The sequence below is a fragment of the Methylobacterium bullatum genome (assembly GCF_014845095.1).
Lineage (GTDB): Bacteria > Pseudomonadota > Alphaproteobacteria > Rhizobiales > Beijerinckiaceae > Methylobacterium > Methylobacterium bullatum.
This window is the reverse complement of sequence record NZ_NKUG01000043.1, coordinates 1-24,296: the sequence shown is the minus strand read 5'-3', so window position 1 is coordinate 24,296 and position 24,296 is coordinate 1. Positions and strand designations below refer to the sequence as shown.

Annotated in this window: 19 protein-coding genes; 6 read left to right on the top strand and 13 right to left on the bottom strand. The window is 67.4% G+C overall.

The features are described 5' to 3' along the window. Positions 1-21: 21 nt before the first annotated feature. From MBTS_RS06180 to MBTS_RS06160, 5 genes are all read right to left on the bottom strand, one after another. Positions 22-1,566, bottom strand: a complete 1,545-nt coding sequence (locus MBTS_RS06180) for a sensor domain-containing diguanylate cyclase (protein WP_192215259.1) — start codon at positions 1,564-1,566, stop codon at positions 22-24. A gap of 175 nt (positions 1,567-1,741) precedes the next feature. Then, positions 1,742-3,547: a translation elongation factor 4 gene (lepA, locus tag MBTS_RS06175; protein WP_056160725.1), complete on the bottom strand. Its 1,806-nt coding sequence runs from the start codon at positions 3,545-3,547 to the stop codon at positions 1,742-1,744. Positions 3,548-3,716: 169 nt separating this feature from the next. Continuing rightward, positions 3,717-6,665 (bottom strand): response regulator, encoded by a 2,949-nt coding sequence (locus MBTS_RS06170; RefSeq protein WP_147831410.1) that lies wholly within the window; start codon positions 6,663-6,665, stop codon positions 3,717-3,719. A 307-nt stretch (positions 6,666-6,972) separates the two neighbouring features. Then, positions 6,973-7,701, bottom strand: coding sequence for a Crp/Fnr family transcriptional regulator (locus tag MBTS_RS06165; RefSeq protein ID WP_018046139.1), 729 nt, complete (start codon positions 7,699-7,701; stop codon positions 6,973-6,975). A 385-nt stretch (positions 7,702-8,086) separates the two neighbouring features. Then, positions 8,087-9,358, bottom strand: coding sequence for a polysaccharide biosynthesis/export family protein (locus tag MBTS_RS06160; protein WP_147831408.1), 1,272 nt, complete (start codon positions 9,356-9,358; stop codon positions 8,087-8,089). A gap of 394 nt (positions 9,359-9,752) precedes the next feature. Here MBTS_RS06160 and MBTS_RS06155 point away from each other — a divergent pair, with 394 nt between their 5' ends. From MBTS_RS06155 to MBTS_RS06145, 3 genes are all read left to right on the top strand, one after another. Next, positions 9,753-10,757, top strand: coding sequence for a UDP-glucuronic acid decarboxylase family protein (locus tag MBTS_RS06155; protein ID WP_018046137.1), 1,005 nt, complete (start codon positions 9,753-9,755; stop codon positions 10,755-10,757). Beyond that, positions 10,754-11,710, top strand: coding sequence for a WecB/TagA/CpsF family glycosyltransferase (locus MBTS_RS06150; protein ID WP_147831406.1), 957 nt, complete (start codon positions 10,754-10,756; stop codon positions 11,708-11,710). Before MBTS_RS06155 ends, MBTS_RS06150 begins: the two co-directional genes overlap by 4 nt. Before the next feature lie 103 nt (positions 11,711-11,813). After that, entirely contained in the window at positions 11,814-13,271 is a 1,458-nt protein-coding gene (locus tag MBTS_RS06145; protein ID WP_238253685.1) for an exopolysaccharide biosynthesis polyprenyl glycosylphosphotransferase, read from the top strand. A gap of 622 nt (positions 13,272-13,893) precedes the next feature. Here the strand turns inward: MBTS_RS06145 and queC are convergent. From queC to queE, 3 genes are all read right to left on the bottom strand, one after another. Next, positions 13,894-14,604: a 7-cyano-7-deazaguanine synthase QueC gene (gene queC / locus MBTS_RS06140; RefSeq protein WP_018046134.1), complete on the bottom strand. Its 711-nt coding sequence runs from the start codon at positions 14,602-14,604 to the stop codon at positions 13,894-13,896. A gap of 2 nt (positions 14,605-14,606) precedes the next feature. Next, complete coding sequence (gene queD, locus MBTS_RS06135) at positions 14,607-14,966, bottom strand: 6-carboxytetrahydropterin synthase QueD (protein WP_147831402.1); 360 nt, start codon at positions 14,964-14,966, stop codon at positions 14,607-14,609. Positions 14,967-15,027: 61 nt separating this feature from the next. After that, complete coding sequence (queE, locus tag MBTS_RS06130) at positions 15,028-15,660, bottom strand: 7-carboxy-7-deazaguanine synthase (protein WP_056146971.1); 633 nt, start codon at positions 15,658-15,660, stop codon at positions 15,028-15,030. 362 nt (positions 15,661-16,022) lie between these two features. On the opposite strand from queE, the gene MBTS_RS06125 reads away from it, so the two are divergent. From MBTS_RS06125 to MBTS_RS06115, 3 genes are all read left to right on the top strand, one after another. After that, entirely contained in the window at positions 16,023-17,531 is a 1,509-nt protein-coding gene (locus MBTS_RS06125; RefSeq protein WP_147831400.1) for a D-alanyl-D-alanine carboxypeptidase family protein, read from the top strand. Positions 17,532-17,562: 31 nt separating this feature from the next. Further along, the gene (locus tag MBTS_RS06120) at positions 17,563-18,681 is read left to right on the top strand and encodes a CobW family GTP-binding protein (RefSeq protein WP_147831398.1); all 1,119 of its coding nucleotides are present in this window, start codon (positions 17,563-17,565) and stop codon (positions 18,679-18,681) included. Between the two features lie 138 nt (positions 18,682-18,819). Further along, positions 18,820-19,674, top strand: a complete 855-nt coding sequence (locus MBTS_RS06115) for a hypothetical protein (protein WP_018046129.1) — start codon at positions 18,820-18,822, stop codon at positions 19,672-19,674. 39 nt (positions 19,675-19,713) lie between these two features. On the opposite strand, the gene MBTS_RS06110 is transcribed toward MBTS_RS06115, so the two are convergent. From MBTS_RS06110 to MBTS_RS06090, 5 genes are all read right to left on the bottom strand, one after another. Beyond that, positions 19,714-20,040 (bottom strand): HPr family phosphocarrier protein, encoded by a 327-nt coding sequence (locus MBTS_RS06110; protein ID WP_018046128.1) that lies wholly within the window; start codon positions 20,038-20,040, stop codon positions 19,714-19,716. Between the two features lie 174 nt (positions 20,041-20,214). Further along, entirely contained in the window at positions 20,215-20,616 is a 402-nt protein-coding gene (locus tag MBTS_RS06105; protein WP_026176340.1) for a PTS sugar transporter subunit IIA, read from the bottom strand. Between the two features lie 122 nt (positions 20,617-20,738). Further along, positions 20,739-21,263, bottom strand: coding sequence for an HPr kinase/phosphorylase (locus MBTS_RS06100; RefSeq protein ID WP_147831396.1), 525 nt, complete (start codon positions 21,261-21,263; stop codon positions 20,739-20,741). A 12-nt stretch (positions 21,264-21,275) separates the two neighbouring features. Continuing rightward, positions 21,276-23,033, bottom strand: a complete 1,758-nt coding sequence (locus tag MBTS_RS06095; protein WP_018046125.1) for a sensor histidine kinase — start codon at positions 23,031-23,033, stop codon at positions 21,276-21,278. A gap of 168 nt (positions 23,034-23,201) precedes the next feature. After that, complete coding sequence (locus MBTS_RS06090) at positions 23,202-23,912, bottom strand: response regulator transcription factor (protein WP_018046124.1); 711 nt, start codon at positions 23,910-23,912, stop codon at positions 23,202-23,204. Positions 23,913-24,296: the final 384 nt, after the last annotated feature.

The window sequence follows — 24,296 nt, the reverse complement described above, 5'->3', positions numbered from 1 at the left end:
GAGGGGCGGTGATGCGCGCGCTCAGGCGCCCGCGAGACGAAAGCTCGCCTGGCGCCGATCCACCACGCCGCGACGGCGCTCGACGAACCGGGTCTGATTGCGGCCGTTGGCCTTGGCCTCGTAGAGGGCGGCGTCCGCGAGACTGAACAGGTCCGATGGCGCCAGGGGATCGGTCGCGGGCGCGCCCATGGTCGCGACGCCGATGCTCACGGTCACCGATCCGGGTTCGATCCCGGCCGCCTCCACCGCGAGGAGCGCCACCCTGGCATGGACCCGTTCGGCGATGCGCAGGGCTTCGTCCTCGTCGCCATCCTGCAGCAGGATCGCGAATTCCTCGCCGCCCACCCGGCAGACGAGATCGACGGGACGGTGAATGCTTTCCAACAGGCAGCGGGCGAGGCCGCGCAGCACCTCGTCGCCCACCGCATGCCCATGGCGGTCGTTGAAACGCTTGAAGTGATCGGCATCGATGACCAGCAGCGCGAAGTGGCGGGCCGCATGGCCGGCATCGCCCCGCAGGGCGGTCAGGGCCTCCTCGAACCGGCGGCGGTTCGGCAGGCCGGTCAACGCATCGGTGAGCGACTGCCGGGCGAGTTCGACTTGCATCGCGCCGCGCCGCTCCAACTCTCGTCCGAACAGCAGCGAGAGGCAGACGGTCAGGCCGCAGAGCGCCACCACGATGGCGGTGATGACGATGGCCTTCGCGCGCCATTCGGCCTCGATCTCGTTCACCGCCAGGGCGACGTTGAGGATCAAGGGCAAGGTCCCGACCTGCGTGAAGGCATAGTGCCGGTCCACCCCGTCAAGGCTGGAGGTCCCGACGAAGCTACCGCTGCCCTCGCGGACGAACCGCTCGAAATTGGCCGTTCCGGCGAGGCTCGTCCCGAAATCGGAGTCCCGGTTCGGGTAGCGCATGACGCGCGTCCCATCGTGCAGGTACAGGTTGATCGCGCCGTCGCGCCCGAGGCCCAGGCGGTCGAACAACCGCGTGAAGTACGACAGCTTCAGGGTGCCCAGGACCACCCCGCCGAACGACCCGTCCGGCTTGTCGACGCGTTGGCTCAGCACCATGACGCGTGCGCCCGTCAGACGCGACATCAGCGGCTGGCTGATCAGCAAGCCACCGCCGCCCCGGGCCTTGTGGGCCTTGAAGTAGTCGCGGTCGACATTGTTGGTGTGGCGCGCCGGGATGGCATGGCCGTCGAGAATGCTGTCGCCCCGCTCGTCGAGGACGAGGATCACGCCCATGTCCTGTGCCGAGATCGCCCGATCGAACAGGATCAGCTGGCGCAGCTCCGGCGACAGATCGGCGAGAGCGGGAAGTTTCAGGTTCTCGGTGACGCCCTGCAGCGACAGATCGATGATTTCGATATTGCGGGCGATGTCGCGTTCGATGATCTGGAGCAGGTTCTGCGAGGTCTGCTCCGCCTTGTCCCAGGCGTCCTTGCGCAGGTCGAGCAGCATGATGGCCGACACCACGAGCATACCGACAGGCGCCAGAATCCCGAAGAGGATCCACGTGCGCGCCGAGCGGAACCTGCGAGCGAATCGGCGCGGCAGGACCATCGGCATCTCCTCCCAGGTCACCCGGAGGTGCCTGGTTCAGACCATGTTGCCCGCCTCTCCGGCCGGGACAGGGCACGTCGAGAAGTCTAAGCCACAAGCCTTAATGCAGGGCTAAACATGCCGCGGCACAACCGGAGGTGGAGGCAGTGTCTTCCGCTCCGGCTCCGGCTCCGGCTCAATCGTCCATCTTCAGCGCGGCGATGAACGCCTCCTGAGGGATCTCCACACGGCCAAACTGGCGCATCTTCTTCTTGCCCTCCTTCTGCTTGTCGAGGAGTTTGCGCTTACGAGAGATGTCGCCGCCGTAGCACTTGGCGGTCACGTCCTTGGAGAGGGCCTTGATGGTCTCGCGGGCGATGATCTTGCCCCCCAACGCCGCCTGGACCGGGATCTGGAACAGGTGGCGGGGGATCAGGTCCTTCAGCTTCTCGCACATGGCCCGGCCGCGATGCTCGGCGCGGCTGCGGTGGACCAGCATGGAGAGGGCATCCACCGGCTCGGCATTGACGAGGATCGACATCTTCACGAGGTCGCCCTCCCGGTAGTCCGAGATGTGGTAGTCGAACGAGGCGTAGCCCTTCGAGATCGATTTCAGGCGGTCGTAGAAGTCGAACACCACCTCGTTGAGCGGCAGGTCGTAGACCACCATGGCGCGCTTGCCGACGTAGTTGAGGTCGACCTGCGTCCCGCGCCGGTCCTGGCAGAGCTTCAGGACGCCGCCGAGATACTCGTCGGGGGTGAGGATGGTGGCGCGGATCCACGGCTCCTCGATGGCGGTGATCTTCATCACGTCCGGCATGTCGGCCGGGTTGTGCAACTCCTTCAACGTCCCGTCCGTCATCTGCAGGCGGTAGACCACGGAAGGAGCGGTGGAGATCAGGTCGAGGTTGAACTCGCGCTCCAGGCGCTCCTGGATGATCTCGAGGTGGAGCAGGCCGAGGAAGCCGCAACGGAAACCGAAGCCCAGCGCCGCCGAGGTCTCCATCTCGTAGGAGAAGCTCGCATCGTTGAGCCGGAGCTTGCTCATGGCGCTGCGCAGGGTCTCGAACTCGGCGGCATCCACGGGGAAGAGCCCGCAGAACACCACCGACTGCACGTCCTTGAAACCCGGCAGCATCTCCTTGCAGGGGCGCTTGTCCTCCGTGAGCGTGTCGCCCACGCGGGTATCGGCGACCTCCTTGATCGAGCCGGTGAAGAAGCCGACCTCGCCGGGGCCGAGCTCGCCGATATCGGCCATCTTCGGCCGGAACACGCCGATCTTGTCGACCCCGTGCACGGCGTCGGCCCGCATCATGCGGATGTTCATGCCCTTCTTGAGCACGCCGTCGACGATGCGCACCAGCACGACGACGCCGAGATAGACGTCGTACCAGCTGTCCACCAGCAGGGCCTTGAGGGGCGCGTCGCGGTCGCCCTTGGGCGGCGGCAGGCGCTTGACGATGGCCTCCAGCACCGCCTCGATGTTGAGTCCGCTTTTCGCCGAGATCGCCACCGCCTCGGAAGCGTCGATGCCGATCACCTCCTCGATCTGGGCGCGGATGCGCTCGGGCTCGGCGGCCGGCAGGTCGATCTTGTTGAGGACGGGGACGATCTCGTGGTTGGCGTCGAGCGCCTGGTAGACGTTGGCGAGCGTCTGCGCCTCCACGCCCTGGGAGGCGTCGACCACGAGGAGCGATCCCTCGCAGGCCGCGAGCGAGCGCGACACCTCGTAGGCGAAGTCCACGTGGCCGGGGGTGTCCATCAGGTTGAGGATGTAGTCCTTGCCGTCCTCTGCGCGGTATTCGAGGCGCACGGTCTGGGCCTTGATGGTGATCCCGCGCTCCTTCTCGATGTCCATCGAGTCGAGCATCTGCTCGCTCATGTCGCGGAGCGCCACCGTGCCGGTGGTCTGGATCAGCCGGTCGGCCAGCGTCGACTTGCCATGGTCGATATGCGCGACGATGGAGAAATTACGGATGTTGTCGATGGGGACGGTGGTCATCGAGGGGTCTGTCTCCGGCGCGGTCGCGGTCCGTCGGCGTAAGGACGGGCCCGGCGCACGGCTTTTCGGTGTGTGGACGCGTGTCGGGAGATAGCAGTGCGGCACCGGCACGCCAAGCGGAGCCGCGTCCGCACGTGGTCGCGCCCCTCGGTTCCGGGTGCGACGGGTCTCAGAGCAGGGCCACCGTCTGGCGGATTTCGGGCATGGTCGGCCCCGTGATCTCGTGGACCATGCGGTTCATCAGGTCGCGGGCGATGAGGCAGCGCCCGCGGGCCTCGTCCCGCGCGGCACCGGCGGGCAGCGCGGCGAAGGTCCGGCAGGCCTTGGCGAGGTCGCGGAATCCCGTCCTGTCAGCCCGGGCGGCGAGGGTTTCCGCGCTCGCCCCGTCCGTGTCGGGTCCGAAACGGTCGACGAGCCTGACGAAGGCACGCACGTCCTCGCGGGCCGCCTCCTCGCCCATCTGGGCGATCAGGGCGTCGAAGGCGCTCCGGTCGAAGATCGGCGGCCGTTCCGGCATCGGCGCGTCCGCGTCGCTCTCCCGCAGGACGATGGAGGAGATCTGGTCGCCGACCACCCGCGACAGGGTCGGGAGATCGAACGGCTTGCCAAGTTGACCGTTGGCGCCGGCCTCCGTGAGGGCCCGGACCCGGTCCGGCATCATGCTGGCGCTCATGGCCACGATCGGCACCCGGCGCGCCGGGTGCTGGAGGGAGCGGATGCGCCGGATGGCCGTGGTCCCGTCCATTCCGGGCATCGACACGTCCATGAGGACGAGGTCGTAGGCGCTGGCCTGCACCGCCAGGATGGCCGCCTCTCCGTCGGTGACCATGTCGACGCCGTAACCCAGGCGCTTCAGCATCGCCTGGACGACCTCCCGGTTGATCGGGTTGTCCTCCACCACGAGGATGCGGCCGGCCCCGGGCGCGTCCGGGCTCGGAGCCGGCGCCGCGCGTATCAGCACCGGCGCCGGCGCCAGGGAGAGAGAGAACCGGTAGGCCGCCGTCTCGCCCAGCGGCGTGCTCCGGTCGATGCGCCCGCCCCCCATGAGTCCGACGAGGCGCTGGGCGATGATGAAGCCGAGGCCGCTGCCGTCGAGGGCCACGGTGCGGGCTGCGGACTGCTCCGGGTCTTCGCCGGCATGGGCGGTGACGAAGACGCGCCAGCGCTCGGCGGACTCGGCGCCGCGCGGCCCCTGCAGCGCGAGGGTGACGGTGCCCCGGCGCAACGTGCCGATGGCGTCGTTGAGCAGGTTGAGGAGGATCTGCCTCAGGCGGCGCTCGTCGCCCAGGACATGGCGGGAGCCGTCGCCGGGAACGGCCAAGTCGATGGCGACCCCCCTCGCCTCGGCCATGGGCCTCACGAGATCGGCCGTCCCGCTCACCAGGGCGGGCAGGTCGATTGGGATGCTGTCGAGGCGCAGGTTGCCTTCCCCGGCCCGGGCATAATCGAGGACGTCGTCCACCGTGCCGAGAAGCGTGTCGGTGGCCGCCCCCACCAGGGCGAGATAGCGGACCTGATCGGGCGAGAGCCCGGTCGTGTGCGCGAGGAGGTCGGTGAAGCCCTTGATCGTCGTCAGCGGCGTCCGGATCTCGTGGCTCATGAGGTTCATGAACTCCGATTTCGCCCGGCTCGCATTCTCGGCCTTGGCCTGGGCCAGTTCGGCGGCGTCGCGGGCCATGCGCAATTCGTCGGCCTGATCCTGCCGCTTCGTCACGTCCCGCAGGGTCGATATCACGTTGGGCGCCCCAGGCGCGGCGGAGGTCAGGAGGTCGTTGACCGCCTCGATCCAGATGCAGCGGCCATCCGCATGGCGCATCCGGAACAGGGACACGATGCTCGGCCGGTCGGGGGCGAGGCGGGCATCCGCGGCGGAGAAGGCGGCGAGATCGTCGGGGTGGATGCGCGTGCGCGGATCGAAATCCGACCCTTCCGTGCCGAACAGCGCCGCGCCGGAAGGCGAGACATAGGCGATGCGCCAGTCGGCATGGCGCAGGATCACCACGTCGGTCATGGTCTCGGCGAGGAGTTTGTAATGCGCCTGGCTCGCCGCGAGTTCGCGGCCGCGCTCGGCCACCCGGACCTCCAGGTTGGCATTGACCTCAGCGATGGCGGCGTGGTGCTCGGCCGAAACATGGGACGCCGTCACGAGCGCCCGGCCGATCTGCTCCACCTCGCGGATCTCGCTGGCGGGAAGGTGGACGGGGTCGCCGCGCCCGACCGCCCCGGCGGCCCGCTTCAGGTTCCGCACCGCCCTGGCTACCTGCCGGGCATAGATCCAGGCGACGATCCCGCCGCTGCCCAGCAGCGTCACGGCGAGGAAGGCCAGGACCGCGAGCGAACGATAGAGCGAGGCCTCGAAGGCATTCCGGTCGAGGCCGGTGACCACCGTCCAGTCGGAGACGCCGGAGCGATGGTGGAATTCCATGACGCTGGCCTCCGCCTTCTCCCAATCCTCCAGACGCTGGAGCCTGGGCGGAGACGAGGAGGGCTCCTTCGTGGAGAGGCCGGACGAGTCGGGCGCATCGTCGGTTTGTGCGACGATGCGCTTCGCGCCATCGACGAAGACGGCGGAGAACGGGTCGTCGATCTCGGCCTGTGCAATCAGGCGGGCGAAGTGATCCGTGCGCACGGCGATGGAGACGAACATCTCCGGGGCGCCGCCGCGCAGGACAGGCGCGCAGATCAGGACGATATCGGCCCCGGTGACCACGCTCTTGATCACCGGAGAGATGACCGGGCGCCGGGTCGCGATCAGGGACGCGGCGAGCTCGGGACGGGGGGAGGACGGCATGGCCGTGCCGACGGGCACGCGCGTGTTGACGATCTGGCGGCCATCGACATGGACGAGGGACACCGTGAATTCGGTGGTGTCCACGAGTGCCCGCCCCTGGGCATCGAACCGCGCCCAGTCCTCGGCATCGATGGAGGGCGAGGTCGCCAGGGTCCTGGCCATCGCGCTCATCTCGGAGAGATCACGGTCGAGGCGCTCGCGGAGATGGTCTCCGGTGAGCTGTCCCATGGTCTGCAGACGGGCTCGCTCGGCGGCCACGTACCAGTCGGTGGTGACGACGGCGAGCACCACGAGGGGAAGCGCGATGGCGAGGGCGAAGACCATCATGGCCGCCACCGCCGAGTGTTGCCCCCGCTCTCCGCGCCTGCGCACCGCTCTCTCACCTTGTCGATGGGCGCACCGATGGGACGCGGCCTCGCTTCACCTAAGCAGGGATTCTCCGGCTGGCCAATGGATTGTGAGGTTGTTCGAAATTCATGGTTTCGACGGCTTTATGAATAGCGTCGTCCAGGGTCCGCGCTTACGCGAACGTTCGATTTCAATCGGGTCCGACTCATGCGTCCTCGGCGCGTTCGGCGGACACCCGCCATCGCACGGTCGAAGGGTGATGAGTTTCCCTCACCTCCGTCCGGTCTCAGATGAAGGGGCCGATCAGCCGCTCGTACTCGGCCTCGGCGAGGCCATAGCTGTCGCCGGCCAGTTCGACGAGCTTGAGCCGGTCACGGATCGTGATCTGCCCGCGCCGCATCACGATCATCCGCGTGCGCTCCAATTCGTGCAGGGCGACGGTGACGCGCGGGCGATGCATGCCGAGCATCAGCGCCAGCATCTCGTGGGTCATGACTACGCGGCCCTCGTCGAGCCTGTCGCTGGCCAGGAGGAGGCAGAGCGCCAGGCGCTCCTCCACCGAATGGTGCCGGTTGGCCAGGGCCATCTGGCTGGTCCAGAGGATGACGACCTGGACGTAGCGCAGGAGGATGTCGCGTAGGGCACTGCTCTGGGCCATCGCCTGGCGCAGGGCGCCCGCGCCCATGCGGAGGGCACGGCCCGCCACGCGGACCTCCACGGTGAGGGGCGTGTGCTCGATGCCGAGCACGAGGGCGGTGCTGACCATTCCGTCGCGCCCGACGACAGCGATCTCGACAGTGCCGCGTTCGGCGATCGCCATGGTCACGGAGGCCAGTCCGCTCTCGATGAAATACGCGTGCGGGATGGGCTCGTTGGCCATGACGATCCGCTCGCCGACGGTCAGCACCACCTCTTCGAGCTGCGGCAGCATCTGGCTGAAGACTTCGATGGGAAGCGCCCGCAGGAGGCGGTTCTCGACCAACGGCGCCTGGAGCGGCTGGAGTCGTGAGTTCATTAGTGACGCTCCGGCAAGCATCTCGCCTATACTTTCAAGGAACTCGGAATAAACAGTGGCGAAGAGCCGCATTCTGCAGAATATTGATTAAAATTCCAGTAAAATAGCACAATATTAAGTACTAGCTTGGGCTTCGATGTGTATTTTAATTCGCAACATTTGAACCTCCGCGATGTACGCGAGCGATCCGGGTGCCGAGGCCGAGCGGCGTGTCAAAGGCGATCGGCTCCCGCGTCCGCCCGTGGCGGGGGAAGGGGGCGAGCCTGCGCCTACATGCGTCCTGCAAGTGCGAGGCGGATGATCGTTGGGACGTCGACGGGCCCGCGACGCCCGGGCCGCGTCGGTGTCTGCCGCGCCGGCCGTGGGAGAGGTGCCGGTTCCCGTATCAGCGCGCCGGGAGGGAGCCCGGTTCCGGCAGGGCCAGGCTTGTCCGGATCGGACTCGTCGGCGGCTCGCGACGGACGTCGATGATGTCGCCCGGCTGGAGGAGCGCACGCTCGTTCGCCTCGAAGGTCTCCGTCCGCTCGCCCACGGCGCGCGTGATGAAGACTTTCCGCGCCGGGGTGCCGGGGCTGGCTGCACCGAGCATGCCGCCGGACTGGAGGCGCGCCTCCCGGATCTCGCGGGCGCTCGGCAACTGCATCTCCACTTCCGTCAGGCGCGTGGTCACGTCCTGCAGTTCGGCGAGGAGGCGGCGATGATAGGTGTCGGTGAGTTCCTGGGCGCGCAGGGCGAGGTCGCCGATCGCCAGATCGAGCCGGGCGAGTTCGGAGTTCAGCCGCGCGATGGTCCCCTTGTTCCGGGCCTCCTCGCGCTGCAGTTCGATCCCCTGGTACCGTCGCGCCAGACCGTTGCTGATGAGCTTCTCGTAATCCTCGAGATGGGACTGGATCAGCCGGAGCTGCGTCTCCTCCGCCTTGCGCTGCGCCTCGACGCCAGCGATCTCCGCCTCGATCCGCGGCTGCTGCGCACGGAGCATCTCGGCAGATTGCGCGAAGGCGCTCCGCTGCGCCTTCAGGATCCCGCGTTCCTCCGCGAGGAGACGGGTGAAGCCCTCGTCGCGTTCGCTGCCGCGCGGCGGGGTGAAATCCTCACGGTCTTGCCGCTGCGCTTCCAGCCTCTCGCGCCGGACCGTGAGCAGACGCAGGGTCGCCTCCAGGACCCGGACCCGTTCGTCGGCACTGAGGAACTCCGTGCGCTGGGAGATCTGCGCCTGTTCGGGCAAGGCGAAGCCGCCGGCCAGGGCGATGCCGCTGAGAACCGAGGCCCCGTAGCGGAACGGGTAACTCCCCGCGACGCGCACGTCGCCCAGGAGGTAGATCGGCCGCATCTCCGTGATACGCAGGCTCACCACCGGCTGCTGCAGAAAGCCGTCGGCCAGATGGCTGACGATCTGCTTCTGGGCCTCCGGCAAGGTCATCGCCGAGACGGTGACTTCGCCGACCAGGGGCAGGAACAACGCGCCGCTGCCATTGACCACGAACTCGCCCGAGAGTTCGGCTTGGCCGTAGACCGACAATCCGAGCCGGTCTCCGGGCGCGAGTCGATAATCGGAATCCTGGGCGCCGGCCGCCCCGCCGAGGGCGACCCACAGGGCGAGTGCCGCGATGCGGTAGGGCACGCGCGCCAGGCGCGTCCGTCGATGCTGTCTCATCATGGATCAACCGACCGCTTGTCTGGTGAGGCCTATCTCGCAGGATCGCCAATAGTCTAAACCGCGGAAATTCCGGCTCCGGCATCGCCTTTCGGACGATCCCGGCCCTACAAGGAGTTAGTCCTTCCGAATATCGGCCATGCTATAAAATCTAATCGATGATTTTTGGCGTCGAGTCGCGGCAATATTCGATGGTACTATTCCTTATTCGGTCATGAAGCCTGCCCTATGCACCGGATGCGCCACTTGTAGCGTGCAATGATTGTCCTCCATGGTTCGGCGGCGCTCCGAGTTCCTCCCCGAGGGGACGGTCGAGCGAGATCACCGACGGAACGCTCGTTCCAGTCTCGGACGCGACGATCGTCGGTCCTGGGAATGAGCCGGAGGGGCACCGACAATGAAGCGCATCCTCGTAACGGGTGGGGCCGGGTTCATCGGGTCTCATCTCTGTGGACGGCTGATCAAGCAGGGAAACGAAGTTCTCTGCGTCGACAATTTCCTGACAGGTGCGCGCTCGAACCTGGATAAGCTGCTCACACACCAATCCTTCGAGCTCCTTCGCCACGACGTGACGTTCCCGCTCTACGTGGAGGTCGACGAGATCTACAATCTCGCCTGCCCGGCCTCTCCGGTTCACTATCAGCGGGACCCCGTCCAGACGACGAAGACCAGCGTGATGGGGGCGATCAACATGCTCGGCCTGTCCAAGCGCCTCCACGCCCGCATCCTCCAGGCCTCGACCAGCGAGGTCTATGGCGATCCGGACGTTCACCCGCAGCCCGAGAGCTATTGCGGCCATGTCAGCATCGTCGGGCCGCGCGCCTGCTACGACGAGGGCAAGCGCTGCGCCGAGACGCTGTTCCACGACTACCGCCGCCAGCATCGGATGTCGGTGCGCGTGGCGCGGATCTTCAATACCTACGGGCCGAACATGCATCCGCAGGACGGCCGGGTGATTTCGAACTTCATCGTCCAGGCGCTGACGCATCAGCCGATCACGATCTACGGCGACGGCTCCCAGACCCGGTCGTTCTGCTACGTGGACGATCTCGTCGAAGGCTTGCTCCGGCTGATGGCGGTGGAGGAGGAGCCCGGCGACGTGGTCAACCTCGGCAACCCGTCCGAGATCAACGTCCTCGCCCTGGCCGAACGCATCGTGCAACTCTGCAACTCGCGCTCGACGATCGAATGCCGGCCCTTGCCCCAGGACGACCCGAGGCGGCGCTGCCCCGACATCTCCCGCGCCCGGGAGAAACTGAGATGGTCGCCCCGGGTCGATCTCGACACCGGTCTGGTGCGGACGATCGCGTATTTCGAAGCGCGGCTCATCCAGAAGGGCTCGCCGATTCATGCCCTGCGCGAACTGGCCCGCTCCGAACCCCTGACGCAGGTCGCGGGATGACCGACGATCTCACGCCGAGTGGCGCCGATCTCAATCGCCGGGCGCGATCCGTGCGTCCGGAAACCCGCCGCCGCCACGCGGTCGAGCTGACGGGCGCGGAAACGGCGGGGGCTTCACCCGCCCCTGCCGGGGGCTGGGAACTGCCGCGCGCCGAGATTCTCGGGCTCGACGTCAGCGCCATCACCTTCGCGGACGCCATTGCGGCCATCGATGCCTTCGTCCGCTCGGGCAAGCCGCATTACGTCTGCATCACCGGGGCCCATGGGGTGATCGAGAGCAGAAGCGATCCGCACTTGCTCGCGATCCACAACGCGGCGGATCTCGTGACGCCGGACGGCATGCCCCTCGTCTGGATGTCGCGGCTCCTTGGCCACACTTCGACCGAGCGGGTCTATGGCCCCGACCTGATGCGCGCGATCACGCGCCTGTCGCCGTCCCGCGGCTATCGCCATTTTTACTACGGCGGAGCGCCCGGTGTGGCCGAGGCGCTGAGCGCCCGCCTCCGGAATGCAAATCCGGGACTGTCCGTGGTCGGCACCTGCTGCCCTCCGTTCCGGAGCCTGTCGCGGGAGGAGGACGAGGCGGTGGTGGCACAGATCAATGCCGCGCGGCCGGACATCGTCTGGGTCGGCCTCAGTACCCCCAAGCAGGAAAACTGGATGGCCTCCCATCTCGGACGCATCGATGCGCCGGTCATGATCGGCGTCGGGGCAGCCTTCGATTTCCTGGCGGGCACCAAGCGGCAGGCCCCGGTCTGGATGCAGAAGCGAGGCCTCGAATGGCTGTTCCGCCTCGTGAGCGAACCGAAAAGGCTCTTCGCCCGCTACATGAAGATCGTCCCCCTGTTCCTGCTGCTCGCTGCCGGGCAGCTTCTCAGGACCTGGTTCGCCTCCCGCATGAGGGGTGGGGCCTCCCCGGCGATGCCGGCCCCGCCGCCTCATCGGCCCGGGTGATTCCCGCTCCCGGGCCGTGCCGGGCCTCGCCCCCGTGGCCACGGTGTCCCGCCTTCTCTCGTTCCAGGGCCGGTATGGCCTCGAACTTTCGGAATGGCTTCCCATGAGCACCACCGACAGCATCATTCTCGCGGGCCCTGCGGTCGAGCGGATCAAACCGGTGGAGGTCGAACTCCGGCCCGGACGGCGGCGGGCCATCGTCACGACGGTTCTGGTCGGGGGGGACCTGTTCTTCTCGGGCATTGCCGGCGTCGTGCCCTGGCTGCTGACCGGCTGGCCGCCACTGACGGATTGGTTGGGACCCTCCACCCCGGTGCCGATTCCCCCTGTCGGCGTCGTGCTCATCCTGGCGGTGTTCGGGCTCTATTCCAGCTATGGGCCGAGCCCCCCGGAGCGGTTGCGATTGCGCGTCCTCGGGGTCTGCATCTACGCGATCAGTTGCCTGCTGGTGGTGAGCGCTCAGGGGCCGTCGGCGCGGGGCGTTGCCGAGATCGCGGTGGTATCGGCGCTCCTGGTGGTGATCGGCTTCTATGGCGAATCCGCGCTGCGAAGCGCCCTGATCCGGTGGAGGCTCTGGGGGGCTCTCACCGTGATCGTGGGGACCGACACCGCCGGGCGCAGCCTGGCCGACACGCTCCTCGCCCAGCCGGAACTCGGGTTTCGGCCGGTGGGCTTCCTCGCCGAGCGCGGGCAGGAGCCGGTGCGGATAGAGGGACTGCCCATCCTCGGCATGATCGACGAGATGCCGGCGGTGCCGGTGGAGGTGCTGCTGTTCTCGTCCTGCGCCACCCTCGCCCTGTATGACGGCAAGGGGGCGGGCGGGGCGCCCGCTCCACGCACGGTCCTCGCCCAGCAGATCCACGAGTTGCAGAACATGTGGGTGCAGGTGCAACCCCTCGGTAGCGCCATCGGCCTCGAGATCCGGCGCGAACTGTACCGGCCGCGCAACCTCGCCCTCAAGCGCGTGATCGACTGCACCTTCGCAGGCCTCGGCCTGATCGTGGCCATTCCGGTGATCGCGATCCTCGCCGTAACGATCCGCAGCCTCGATCCGGGCAGCCCGTTCTATGTCCAGATCCGCGTCGGGCGGCATGGACGGCCGATCCGGGTCCTGAAGTTGCGGACGATGTATTCCGACGCGGAGCGCCGGCTGCACGCCCACCTCGAATCCTGCCCGGCGGCCCGCGAGGAATGGCAGCGCTTCTTCAAGCTCTCCGCCGATCCGCGAATCCTGCCGAAGGTCGGGCATTTCATCCGGCGCACGAGCCTGGACGAGCTGCCCCAGCTCTGGAACGTCCTGTGCGGCGACATGAGCCTCGTCGGTCCGAGGCCGTTTCCGGCCTATCACATGGACGGGTTCGATCCCGATTTCCGTGCGCTTCGCACCAGCGTGCCGCCCGGCCTGACCGGCCTTTGGCAGATCTCGTCGAGAAGCGACGGCGATCTCCACGTCCAACGCAGCCAGGACACCTACTATATCCGCAACTGGTCGCCGTGGCTCGACCTCTACATCCTGATGGGAACGGTCTCGGCGGTCCTGGGCGCCAAGGGCGCCCGGTAACCTCCGGCAATCCGGGGCGACGAGGGATGATTGTCGACGCATTCGCCAAGCCGATCCGCCGGCGGGCCGGTCACCAACTCGCCCAGCGAGGATACGGGCAATACCAGCGATATCCTATGGGCCGATATCACCGAGGCGGACATCGCGCCCCAGGCGCACTCGACCAACGCGTCCGCTTGGAACCGAGACCCATTCGACGAAATCGGGCATCCGAATCGATGTGCTTGTCCCGAAGATCCATCCTCCGGGACAAGCATTCTTATGGTTTTCATTCAATCGATCGAATTGTCGTCCCACTCGATGTGCTGCCGCTTTTCAGGCCATAAGAATATAACGATCAATCCTATGCTACCAAAAATCGAAACAAAGGCAGAGATCCAAAATATGATTTCCAGCACGGCACCCTCCGGTCGTGCAATGGCGCCTGATCCTTTTTCGCCGATGAAGAATCGGCTGTCAATTATCACACGACTTCTATGATCTAATCATTGAATATTTGATCTGCACCTGAATCCAGTCCTGAAACAGGACGGATGTCGCTGATCGTCTCGCGAAAGAAATGGCGTGGGGAGCCCGGCACGGCGAAGGGGTCCCGCTGTCCGCGACGGCGCAGGCGCCCACTCTACTCCGTCACCGCCTCGGCCACGAACTTCGCATGGCCCTTCGCCCGCAGGTCGCAGGCGGGGCAGGTGCCGCAGCCGTAGCCCCAGGCGTGGCGTTCCCCACGTGTGCCGAGGTAGCAGGTGTGGGTGTCCTCGACGATGAGGTCCACCAGTGGCTGGCCGCCGAGGTCCTTGGCCATCTTCCATGTCTCGGCCTTGTCGATCCACATGAGCGGCGTGTGGAGGACGAAGCGGCGGTCCATGCCGAGGTTCAGCGCCACCTGGAGCGCCTTGATCGTATCGTCCCGGCAATCGGGATAACCGGAGTAATCCGTCTCGCACATGCCGCCGACGATGTGGCCCAGCGACCGGCGGTAGGCCAGTGCCGCGGCGAAGGTCAGGAAGATGATGTTGCGGCCGGGCACGAAGGTGTTGGGCAGGCCGCCCGCCTCGAAGGCGATCTCGGTGCTGCGGGTGAGCGCGGTCTCGGAGACCTTGCCCAGGGCATCGAGGGCGATGGTGTGGTCGCGGCCCAGACGCCGGAACCAGGCCGGGTTCATGGCCGCCATCGTCTCGCGCAGGGGCGCCCGCCCGTCGAGCTCGACCCGGTGGCGCTGGTTGTAGTCGAAGCCAAGGGTCTCCACCCTGGGAAAGCGCTCCAGCGCCCAGGCGAGGCAGGTGGTGGAATCCTGTCCGCCGGAGAACAGGACCAGGGCACCGTCGTCGCTCATGGTCAGGCTTCGCCTTCGTATTCGGCCCAGGACATCGGAGTCTCCATGACCTTGACCGAGGACAGGCCGGGCAGGGCGGGCTTCGTCCGATGCCAGATCCAGGCCGCGATATGCTCGGCGGTCGGGTTCTCCAGCCCCTCGACCTCGTTGAGGCAGTAATGGTCGAGCTGGGCCAGGATCGGCGCGAAGGCGTGCTCCACCTCGAAGAAGTCCACCACCCAGCCCGTCGCCGGGTCCACGGCGCCGGAGATCGTCAGCTCGACCCGGTAGGAATGCCCGTGCATCCGGTGGCAGCGATGCGTCTCGGGCACGTTGGGCAGGCGATGCGCCGCCTCGAAGGTGAAGGCCTGGGTGATCTTCATGACAGTCGACTCTGAGGTTCTCCGCGCGCCGAACTGACCGGCACAAGGTCACGGAAGGGGGTCACGGGATACCGATGATCTTGTGGGTTTGCAGCGAGAGCCGCCAGCGCGCGTCGCGGCGGCAATACTCCACCGCCGCTCGGGTATGGGCAAGGCGGTCGGGCCCGTCCATGGGCTGGAGCCAGTGGTGGCGGAAGTCGAGGGCGGCGAAGCGCTCGGGACGCGCGTCGTCCTGGGGGTAGACGAGCTTCAACTCGTGCCCGGTGGTCTGGACCAGGGCATTGCCGGCCTTCGGGCTCACGCAGATCCAGTCGATCCCCTCGGGGGCCGCCAGGGTACCGTTGGTCTCCACCGCGATCTCGAAGCCGCGCGCGTGCACCGCCGCGATCAGTGCGGGGTCGAGCTGCAGCAGCGGCTCGCCGCCGGTGAAGACCACGTAATGATGCGTGGCGCCGCCCTCCCAGGTGGCGGCGATGGCGTCGGCGAGCGCCTCCGGCGTCGAAAAGCGCCCGCCGCCCTCGCCGTCCATGCCGATGAAATCCGTATCGCAGAACGTGCAGGCGGCCGTGGCGCGATCCTCCTCGCGGCCGGACCAGAGATTGCAGCCGGAAAACCGGCAGAACACCGCGGCCCGGCCCGCCTGGGCTCCTTCACCCTGGAGGGTGTGGAACAGTTCCTTGACCGCGTAGCCCATCGCTCTCTCAGCCGATCTCCCCGGAAGACCCCGTCCCGCGCGGGGCAACGGCCTGCCTCCGACATCGCGACGCAATGGGACAGCCCATAGACGCCTCCTCGCTCCGAGGCCATGGCGCGGAGCCCAACGCAACCATGCGCGCGCGGCAACGTCCGCCCGTCCGGACCTGTGCATCGCACCAATCGTTCGGCCGCATGCCATGGTCTCGCCATGGAGACGGCGTTGATGGGCATTCGCGCCGAGCCCTCTCGCAGGGATGGCCGAAGGCTGGCATCCCTCGCCAAAGCTCGGCCATTGCGCTATTTTTCTTCGGACGGACCGGCCATGATGGCGTCGGGGCGTTCCCTTTCGAGACGGGCCTGATGTCGAACCGATTGTTGCGCCGCCTCGTTCTTGGTCTCGCCACGGCCGCGGGATTGCTCGGAGCGGGTGCGGCCGGCGCGGTGACGGCGCCGATCCTCGTGGTCGAGGTCGATTCCGGCAAGGTCATCTACGCTCAGGGCGCCACCGACCCGTGGTTCCCCGCCTCCATCACCAAGCTGATGACCGCCTACGTCGCTCTCGACATGGTGCGGCAGGGCAAGGTCTCGCTCGACACCCTCATCACCATCTCGCCCGCCGCCGCCGCCGAGCCACCCTCGAAGATGGGCTTCAGGCCAGGCACGCAGCTGACCCTCGACAACGCCCTGAAGATCATCATGGTCAAGTCGGCCAACGATGTCGCCTGGGCGATCGGCGAGAATCTCGGCGGCTCGGTCGAAGGCTTCGCCGCCCTCATGAACGAGACCGCCGCCCGGATCGGCATGCGCGAGAGCCGCTGGACCAATCCCAACGGCCTTCCGGATGCCCGGCAATGGACCTCGGCCCGCGACATGGCGGTGCTCGGCCGGGCACTGATCCGCGACTTTCCAGACAACCGCGCCCTGTTCTCGATCAGCGCGATCCAGTTCGGCAAGTCGATCATGGCCAACCATAACGGCCTGCTCGGCCGCTATGCCGGGGCCGACGGCATGAAGACCGGCTTCATCTGTTCGGGCGGTTTCAACGTGGTGGCCAGCGCCACCCGCAACGGCCGCCGTCTCATCACCATCGTCATGGGCCAGCCGAGCGCCCGCGAGCGCGACCTCAAAGCGTCCGACCTGTTCGATTACGGCTTTGGCCAATCGGCGGGATGGACCGCGCAGACCATCGATTCCCTGCCCGCTTCCGCCATCTCCGAGCCGCCGGACCTGCGCCCCTATATCTGCGACAAGCGCAAGGCCCTGCCGGTCGACGAAGGCCCCGGTCCCATCGCCTCGCAGGCCGGCAGCGAGAATGCCTCGATCCTCGCCGCCGCCGCGCCCGTGGGCTCGGCGCTCGCTTTCGCCACCCTCAACAACGGCTCCCTGAAGGGCCGTGCCCTGCCACCGCGCGCGCCCCTGCAGCCGATCCTGGTCTGGATCGGCCGCGATCCGGCCGAAGGCGCCATCGCCCTGAACGAGCAGGCCGAGGCCGAGAAGGCGGAACGCGCCGCCAAGATCGCGGAGGCCCGCAAGACGAAGCTCGAGGCCGCGAACGCCAAGCGCGAGGCATCGAGGCTCGCCAAGCCGGCCGCGAACGGCAAGGGCGCCGTGCCGGCCACAGCCAGCGCCTACGCTCCGCTGGAGACGACTCCGGTGATCGCGGGCGGCACGAAATCGTCCGCCAAGGCCGAGGCCGGCAAGAAGCCCGCTGCGAAAGCCGCGACGAAGCCGGCGCACAAGGCCCCGGAAAAGCCTGCGGCGAAGGCTGCGGACAAGTCCACGGCCAAGCCTGCGGCCAAGTCTGCAAAAAGCGCCGCCAAGGCATCAGGCACCGGCAAGACCTCCGCTGCGCGATCCGCCGAGGATTGAGCCGGCGGCGGCGGCGGGGTAGGCCGGTTCCATGCCCAATCCCTCCCAGCCTACGTCTCCCAACGACGATCCCCGTCGTCCGGAGCCGATCCCACTCACGGTGCTCACCGGCTTCCTCGGAGCCGGCAAGACCACGCTCCTCAACCGGATGCTGCGCGATCCGGCCCTGTCGGACACCGTGGTCATCGTCAACGAGTTCGGCGAGATCGGCCTCGATCACCTGCTGATCGAGACGGTGGACGAGGACATGATCCTGCTCGGCGCCGGGTGCCTGTGCTGCACCGTGCGCGGCGACCTCATCGCCACCCTCGAAGATCTGCTGCGCAAGCGCGACAACGGCCGCATCACGCCGTTCCGGCGAGTCGTCATCGAGACGACGGGCCTTGCAGACCCGGCCCCGATCCTCCACGCGCTGATCTACCATCCCTATCTCGCCCTGCGGTACCGGCTGCAGGCCGTCGTCACCGTGGTGGACGCGGTCAACGGCGCATCCACCCTCGACGCTCATCCCGAGGCCGTGCGCCAGGCCGCCGTGGCCGACCGGATCGTGCTGGCGAAGGAGGATCTCGTCGACACGGGAAGCGACGCCCTGCGCGACCGCCTCCGGGTTCTCAATCCCACGGCGCCCATTCATGGTCCCGACGTGGCGCCGGCCGAGCTTCTCGGCGGGTTCTTCGGTCTGGACGGCAAGAGCGCGGATGTCCGCGCCTGGCTCGGCGCCGAGGCCTTCCCGGACCACGATCATCATCACGGCCACCACCATCACGACGTGAACCGGCACGACGCCGCGATCCGGGCCTTCACCCTCACCAGCGACGTGCCGGTGAAGCGGGCCGCCTTCGAGATGTTCCTCGATCTCCTGCGGTCCGGCCACGGCCCGAAGCTCCTGCGCCTGAAGGGGCTGGTGGCGCTCGCCGACGAACCGGATCGTCCCGTGGTGGTCCACGGCGTCCAGCACGTGATCCATATGCCGGTCCAGCTCGCCGCATGGCCCGACGACGATCACCGCTCTCGCCTCGTCCTGATCGTGCGCGATCTCGATCCGGCCTTCGTCACCGGCCTGTGGGATGCCTTTCTGGGGCGTCCGAGGATCGATGCGCCCGATGCCGCCGCGCTGACGGCCAATCCGCTGGCGATCCCCGGGGGCTAGTTCACCGGTCTCTTCGGCAGAGGCCGTCCTATTTCGAGAATAGCTGGGCGGCATTCATTTTGATTCTATATACCATGCTTGGCCTTATGGCCTAGGATGATGTTCCATTTCGGAACACATCGGTAGCGGAATCGCCGAATGAGACAGGGGCTGAGCATCATCGAGGGTGGCCGGTTCGTCGAAGCGGGGCGAATCGGGACGGGTGTCGACGCGGAGGAGTGTCGCATCGTCTTAAGGCGGCCCAACGTGGTGGAGCCGGTGGAGATCGACGCGTGGCGCGCGCTCCTCACCCGTATCCGCTGGCCGGAACCGATCTACGCCGACCCGGACTACCTACTCACCGCGGCCGTGCACCAATCCGGCGGTCGCGATCTCGTCTTCGCCTTCGCATGGAGCGGCCAGGGCGAGCTCGCACGCCTGCGCGGCGTCATTCCCCTGTCCATGCCGCACGGCCTGTGGGGCAATGGCCGGGCACAGGGCTGGTATCCGCCCGGTCCGGTCGTCGCGCCCACCATCGAGCCCGGGTTCCTCGATGAGGTCGAGGGCGCGTTGCGTGCGGCGGTCAAGGCGGTCCATCCCCGCTCGACGCTGATCATGATACCGCCCCCCGCGGTGCCCCTACCGGAGGAGACGGTCCTTCTTTCGGATGCGTCCGATGCCCAGGTCGTGCCGGCGCGGGATCGCGTGGGCGTGCGGCTTGCCGGACCGTGGACCCGTGATGGCGTCGAGATCGAGCGCATCACCGAGCCCTTCCGCATCCGCGATGCCGTCGAGACCTATCTCTCGTTCGATGCGCGGGTGTCCGGAAACCCGATCGTGCGGGATCCGTCCGCCTCGTCCATGGTCAGGGTGGTGACGCGGCGCTTCGCCCAGAGGCGCCAGACCAGCGTCGACTTCGCGCGCAAGGATGGCGTCATCGTCGCCGCGGTCCTGCGCCTCGGCGCAGGTCCGGGCTCGATCGTATGGCGGCAAGCCGAGACGCGGGCGGCCTGACGACCCCATAAGCTTCGGATATCAAAGGCCGCTCCCGGCCTATTCGTCCTCGCCGAATTTGTTGGCGAGGAGGTCGGTGATGGCTTGGAGGCAGGCTTCGGCGTCGCTGCCAGAGGCCACCACGGCGATAGAGGTGCCCTGTGCCGCGCCGAGGGTGAGCAGGCCCATGATCGAGCGTCCGCCCACGGTCTCGCCCGAGCGTGTGACGGTCACCGCGGCCTCGAACTTCTCCACCGTCTGCACGAACTTGGCCGAGGCCCGCGCGTGCAGGCCGCGCCGGTTGATGACCGGAAGGATCCTCAAATGGCCGCCCTCCGGGACCGTGATCTCGGGCTCGACATCGTCGTCGTCGTAAGCGTCGCTCATGGGCCTGTGCCGTCCCTGTCCCGTCCCTGTGCCCGGCGCGCCAACGGTGAGCCCGGCCCGATCCTCGTCCAGTGATGGCACGGCCGAGCCGGGACAACGCCGCGCGAAATCGCCACGCTTGCCTGATAAGCCGACAGAGGATGTTTGGGAAAGTCCGTTCGTCTCGCGGACGTGTTATTTGCCGGCGAGGACGCGCGAGGCGACGTTGATGTACTTCCGGCCCGCCTCCTGGGCATGGAGCACCGCATCCCCCAGGGGCTCGGCATCGCGCACGCTGGCGAGCTTGATCAGCATCGGAAGGTTGATTCCGGCCACCACCTCCACGGTCCCGCCATTCATGCAGGACAAGGCGAGATTGGAGGGCGTGCCGCCGAACATGTCGGTGAGCACGACGACGCCCTTGCCGGTATCGACCCGGTCCACGGCTGAGACGATGTCGAGCCTGCGAAGCTCCATATCGTCGTCGGGGCCGATCGTGATCGTCTCGATCTGCTTTTGCGGACCGACCACGTGTTCAAGGGCAGCCTTGAACTCGGTGGCGAGCAGCCCGTGGGTGACGAGCACCATTCCAATCATAGACGCGTGTTCCGACACCCAGTGGGAGCCGCCATTTTGTGCAGCGCAAGGTCGGACGCAAGACGAGAGTGACGTTTTGCGTCTCCTAGCCCCAGGATCATGTCATGTGGGTGGGCGCCACGCTATATGGGAGAGCCGAATTCGCATGAGACGGTGCGGAGGTGCGTCCGTGGGGCAACGCTCGCACTGGGGATGAGAGCACAGAGCACGAGACCCGGCGCCAACGCGCGGTCGCGGATGTTGCGGTCCAGCATGATCCGGCGAATCGCGACGCCAAGGACATCGACCGAATCCATGGGCGTGTCGGGCAGTCGCGGCAGCGTCCCGACGAGATCGACAACGAGGCGGATGACGGCCGCATCGGCCAGCGGCGATGCCCGGACGAGCCCCATGCCCCGGATCTCGATCAACCCGTGAAGGGCGGGGTGGCCGCGAGCGACCACGCGTCCGTGATGGGGGGTGAGCCCGATACGGTCGTCGCCCACCAGCGCGCCGTAGCCGCCCTCCTGCCGCGCCCGGTCGAGGAGAGCGAGGGCCAGGGACGATTTGCCGGCGCCGGATTCGCCCCTGATGAGGATGCCGGCTTCACCCAGCACCAGGCAGGTGGCGTGGACCGTGAGGGTCGATGCGGGAGGGGGCCGCTCCACGGGCCGGCGTGCCTAGCGGGACGCCGCGGGGAGGCGCACGACGAACCGCGCGCCGCGCACCGTCGCCTCGCCGTTCTCGTCAGCGGGTCCGGGGCGGTTCGCGGCCCTGATCGTGCCGCGATGGGCCTGGACGATCTGGCGCGAGATCGACAGGCCGAGGCCGGAATTCTGGCCGAACCCCTGCTCCGGCCGGTCGGTGTAGAAGCGCTCGAAGATCCTCTCCAGGGCGTGTTCGGGGATGCCGGGGCCCTCGTCCTCGACGATCAGTTCCACCTCGGCGCGGACCCGGCGCAGGGCCACCCGCACCTTGGCATCGGGGGGTGAGAACGAGCGGGCGTTGTCGAGGAGGTTGTTGACGACCTGTCCGAGCCGGCTGTCATGCCCGAAGATCATGAAGGGCGCCTCCACGTCGCCGGGCGGCGTGTCCACGTCGAACTGGATGAGCGCGTCCTTCGGGCGCCGTCGCTCGTTGGCGACGGAGACCACCGTCGTCATCAGCTTGTGCAGGTCCACCTTGCGCGCCTCGGCGCGGGCGAGCTCCGCATCGAGGCGCGAGGCGTCGGAGATGTCGCTGATGAGGCGGTCGAGGCGCTTCACGTCGTGCTGGATGATGGCGAGCAGGCGCGAACGGGAATCGTCGGACTTGGCGAGGGGGAGCGTCTCCACGGCGCTGCGCAGGGACGTGAGGGGGTTCTTCAGCTCGTGGCTGACATCGGCGGCGAAGCTCTCGATGGCGTCGATGCGCCGATAGAGGGCCTGGGTCATGTCGCGCAGGGCACCTGACAGGTGGCCGATCTCGTCGGTCCTGCCGGTGAAATCGGGGATCTCCTCGCGCGACTTGATGCCGAGGCGGACCTTCTCGGCGGCGTCCGCGAGGCGGCGGACCGGGCCGGCGATGGCCCCGGCCAGCAGGATCGACAGGACCAGCATCACGGAGGCGGCGATGAGGAAGACCTGGAGCAGGCCGAACCGCTCCGAGGCGATGACCCGGTCGATGTCGCCGCCTTGGGTCGAGAGCATCAGCGCGCCGCGGACCGCCCCCGACCGCAGGATCGGGACCGCCACGGAGACGTTTGTCTCCCCGGCCTCGTTGCGGCGGACCAGGGTGCCGCGAGCGCCGCCGAGGGCGACCTGGACTTCCTTCAGGCTGTGGCCGCTCGCCGGGCCGACCTCTTCCAGGACCGACGTGCGGGCGGTGCCGAACAGCTTGGCCTGGACGAACTCCCAGGCCTGTTCGAGGAAGTTGTGCTTGCTCCGCACGACGATGCCGTCGCTGCGGCCCATCTCGCCGCGGGCCGAGAGCGTGCGGGTGTCGAACAGCAGGCCGCCATCCTGGTCGTAGACCCGCGCGCGGTTGCCGGTGGGCGTGATGAGACGGCGCAGGAGCGGCGCCACCCGCTCGGGGTTGAGGGAAAAGGTGAGCGGAGAGGGGGTGTCGTCGCCCGCACCGCCTTCTCCGGCCTGCAATTGGAGCAGCTTGTCTGGATCGATGCGGATCGCGTCGGTATCCACCGAGGCCGAGGAGGAGATCGCCCCGGCGATGATCTCGCCCTGGATCAGCAGGCTCTGCACCCGCGCCTGGATCAGTCCCTGCCGGAACTGGTTCAGGTAGAGGAAGCCGAACAGGAGGGCGATCAACCCGACGAGGTTGAGGACGACGATCCGGCGCGTCAGGCTCGAGGAGGCGCGCTGGCCGATGCCGCGCCAGATCGTGCGCGGCAGGGAGAGGAGGCCGCGTTGCGGAGCGTCGGCTTGGTCTTGGGAATCCACGATCGTCCGAAGTTGGAGATTTTGCCCGGAAGGGGCGCCATCGCTGCAGCAAAACCACCGCCACGCGACGCCCGTAAACACCGCCATGCGACGGCGAAACCCGTCCGTTCGAGCGGGCGGCGCGTGGCGGTGAGGTTCTCGAGGGAGTTCGACGTCCGTGAGTCGCGCTCAGCCTTCCTTGAAGCGGTAGCCGACGCCGTACAGGGTTTCGATCATGTCGAAGTTGGTGTCGACCACCTTGAACTTCTTGCGCAGGCGCTTGATGTGGCTGTCGATGGTGCGATCGTCGACGTAGACCTGATCGTCATAGGCCGCATCCATCAGGGCGTTGCGGCTCTTCACGACGCCGGGCCGGTGGGCCAGGGCCTGCAGGATGAGGAACTCGGTCACCGTGAGGGTAACGGCCTCGCCCTTCCAGGTGCAGGTGTGCCGCTCCGGGTCCATCATCAGCAGACCGCGCTCCAGGGAGCGGGCGGCGGCATCGGCCTCGCGCGCGGCGGCGCCCGGCCCGTCCTTGGGGGCGAAGCGGCGAAGCACGGCCTTGACCCGCTCCACCAGGAGGCGCTGCGAGAACGGCTTATGGATGAAGTCGTCGGCGCCCATCTTGAGGCCGAAGAGCTCGTCGATCTCCTCGTCCTTCGAGGTGAGGAAGATCACCGGCAGGTCGGATTTCTGGCGCAGGCGACGCAGCAGCTCCATCCCGTCCATGCGCGGCATCTTGATGTCGAAGATCGCGAGATCGGGGGGCGAGTGCTTCAGGCCGTCGAGGGCCGAGGCGCCGTCGGTATAGGTCTGGATCCGGTAGCCTTCGGTCTCGAGGGCGATCGAGACGGAGGTGAGGATGTTTCTATCGTCGTCCACGAGGGCGATGGTGGGCATTTCGCGTTCCCTGTTGCTCGGATGCGGCCTTCGCGGACGTCGGTTCGCTCTTGTCGTCTCCGCATCCCGCCCTCAAAAGACGAGGGCCGGCAAGACGCGCTGGCGAACCCTTCGGAAACGGGGCCGCATTCGCGCGGAGAGTCAGGCTGTGTAAAGACTTCGGTTGAAAAAAGCGAGCTTGCCCGGTGGATATGTCGGTTTGACGCTTGACTGAGGCCGCCGCGCCGCAGTCCGGCGGCCTCGCGCAAGCGGTTCGAGAACACCTATCATCGCGATTCTGAATGAAGGCCGGCGGTCGGAAAAGCCCGGCGCGGAACCACATGAAAGCAGGATGCACCATGGCTGACGAAAACCGGATCGAGGATGGTCGGGGCGGGGGCGAGG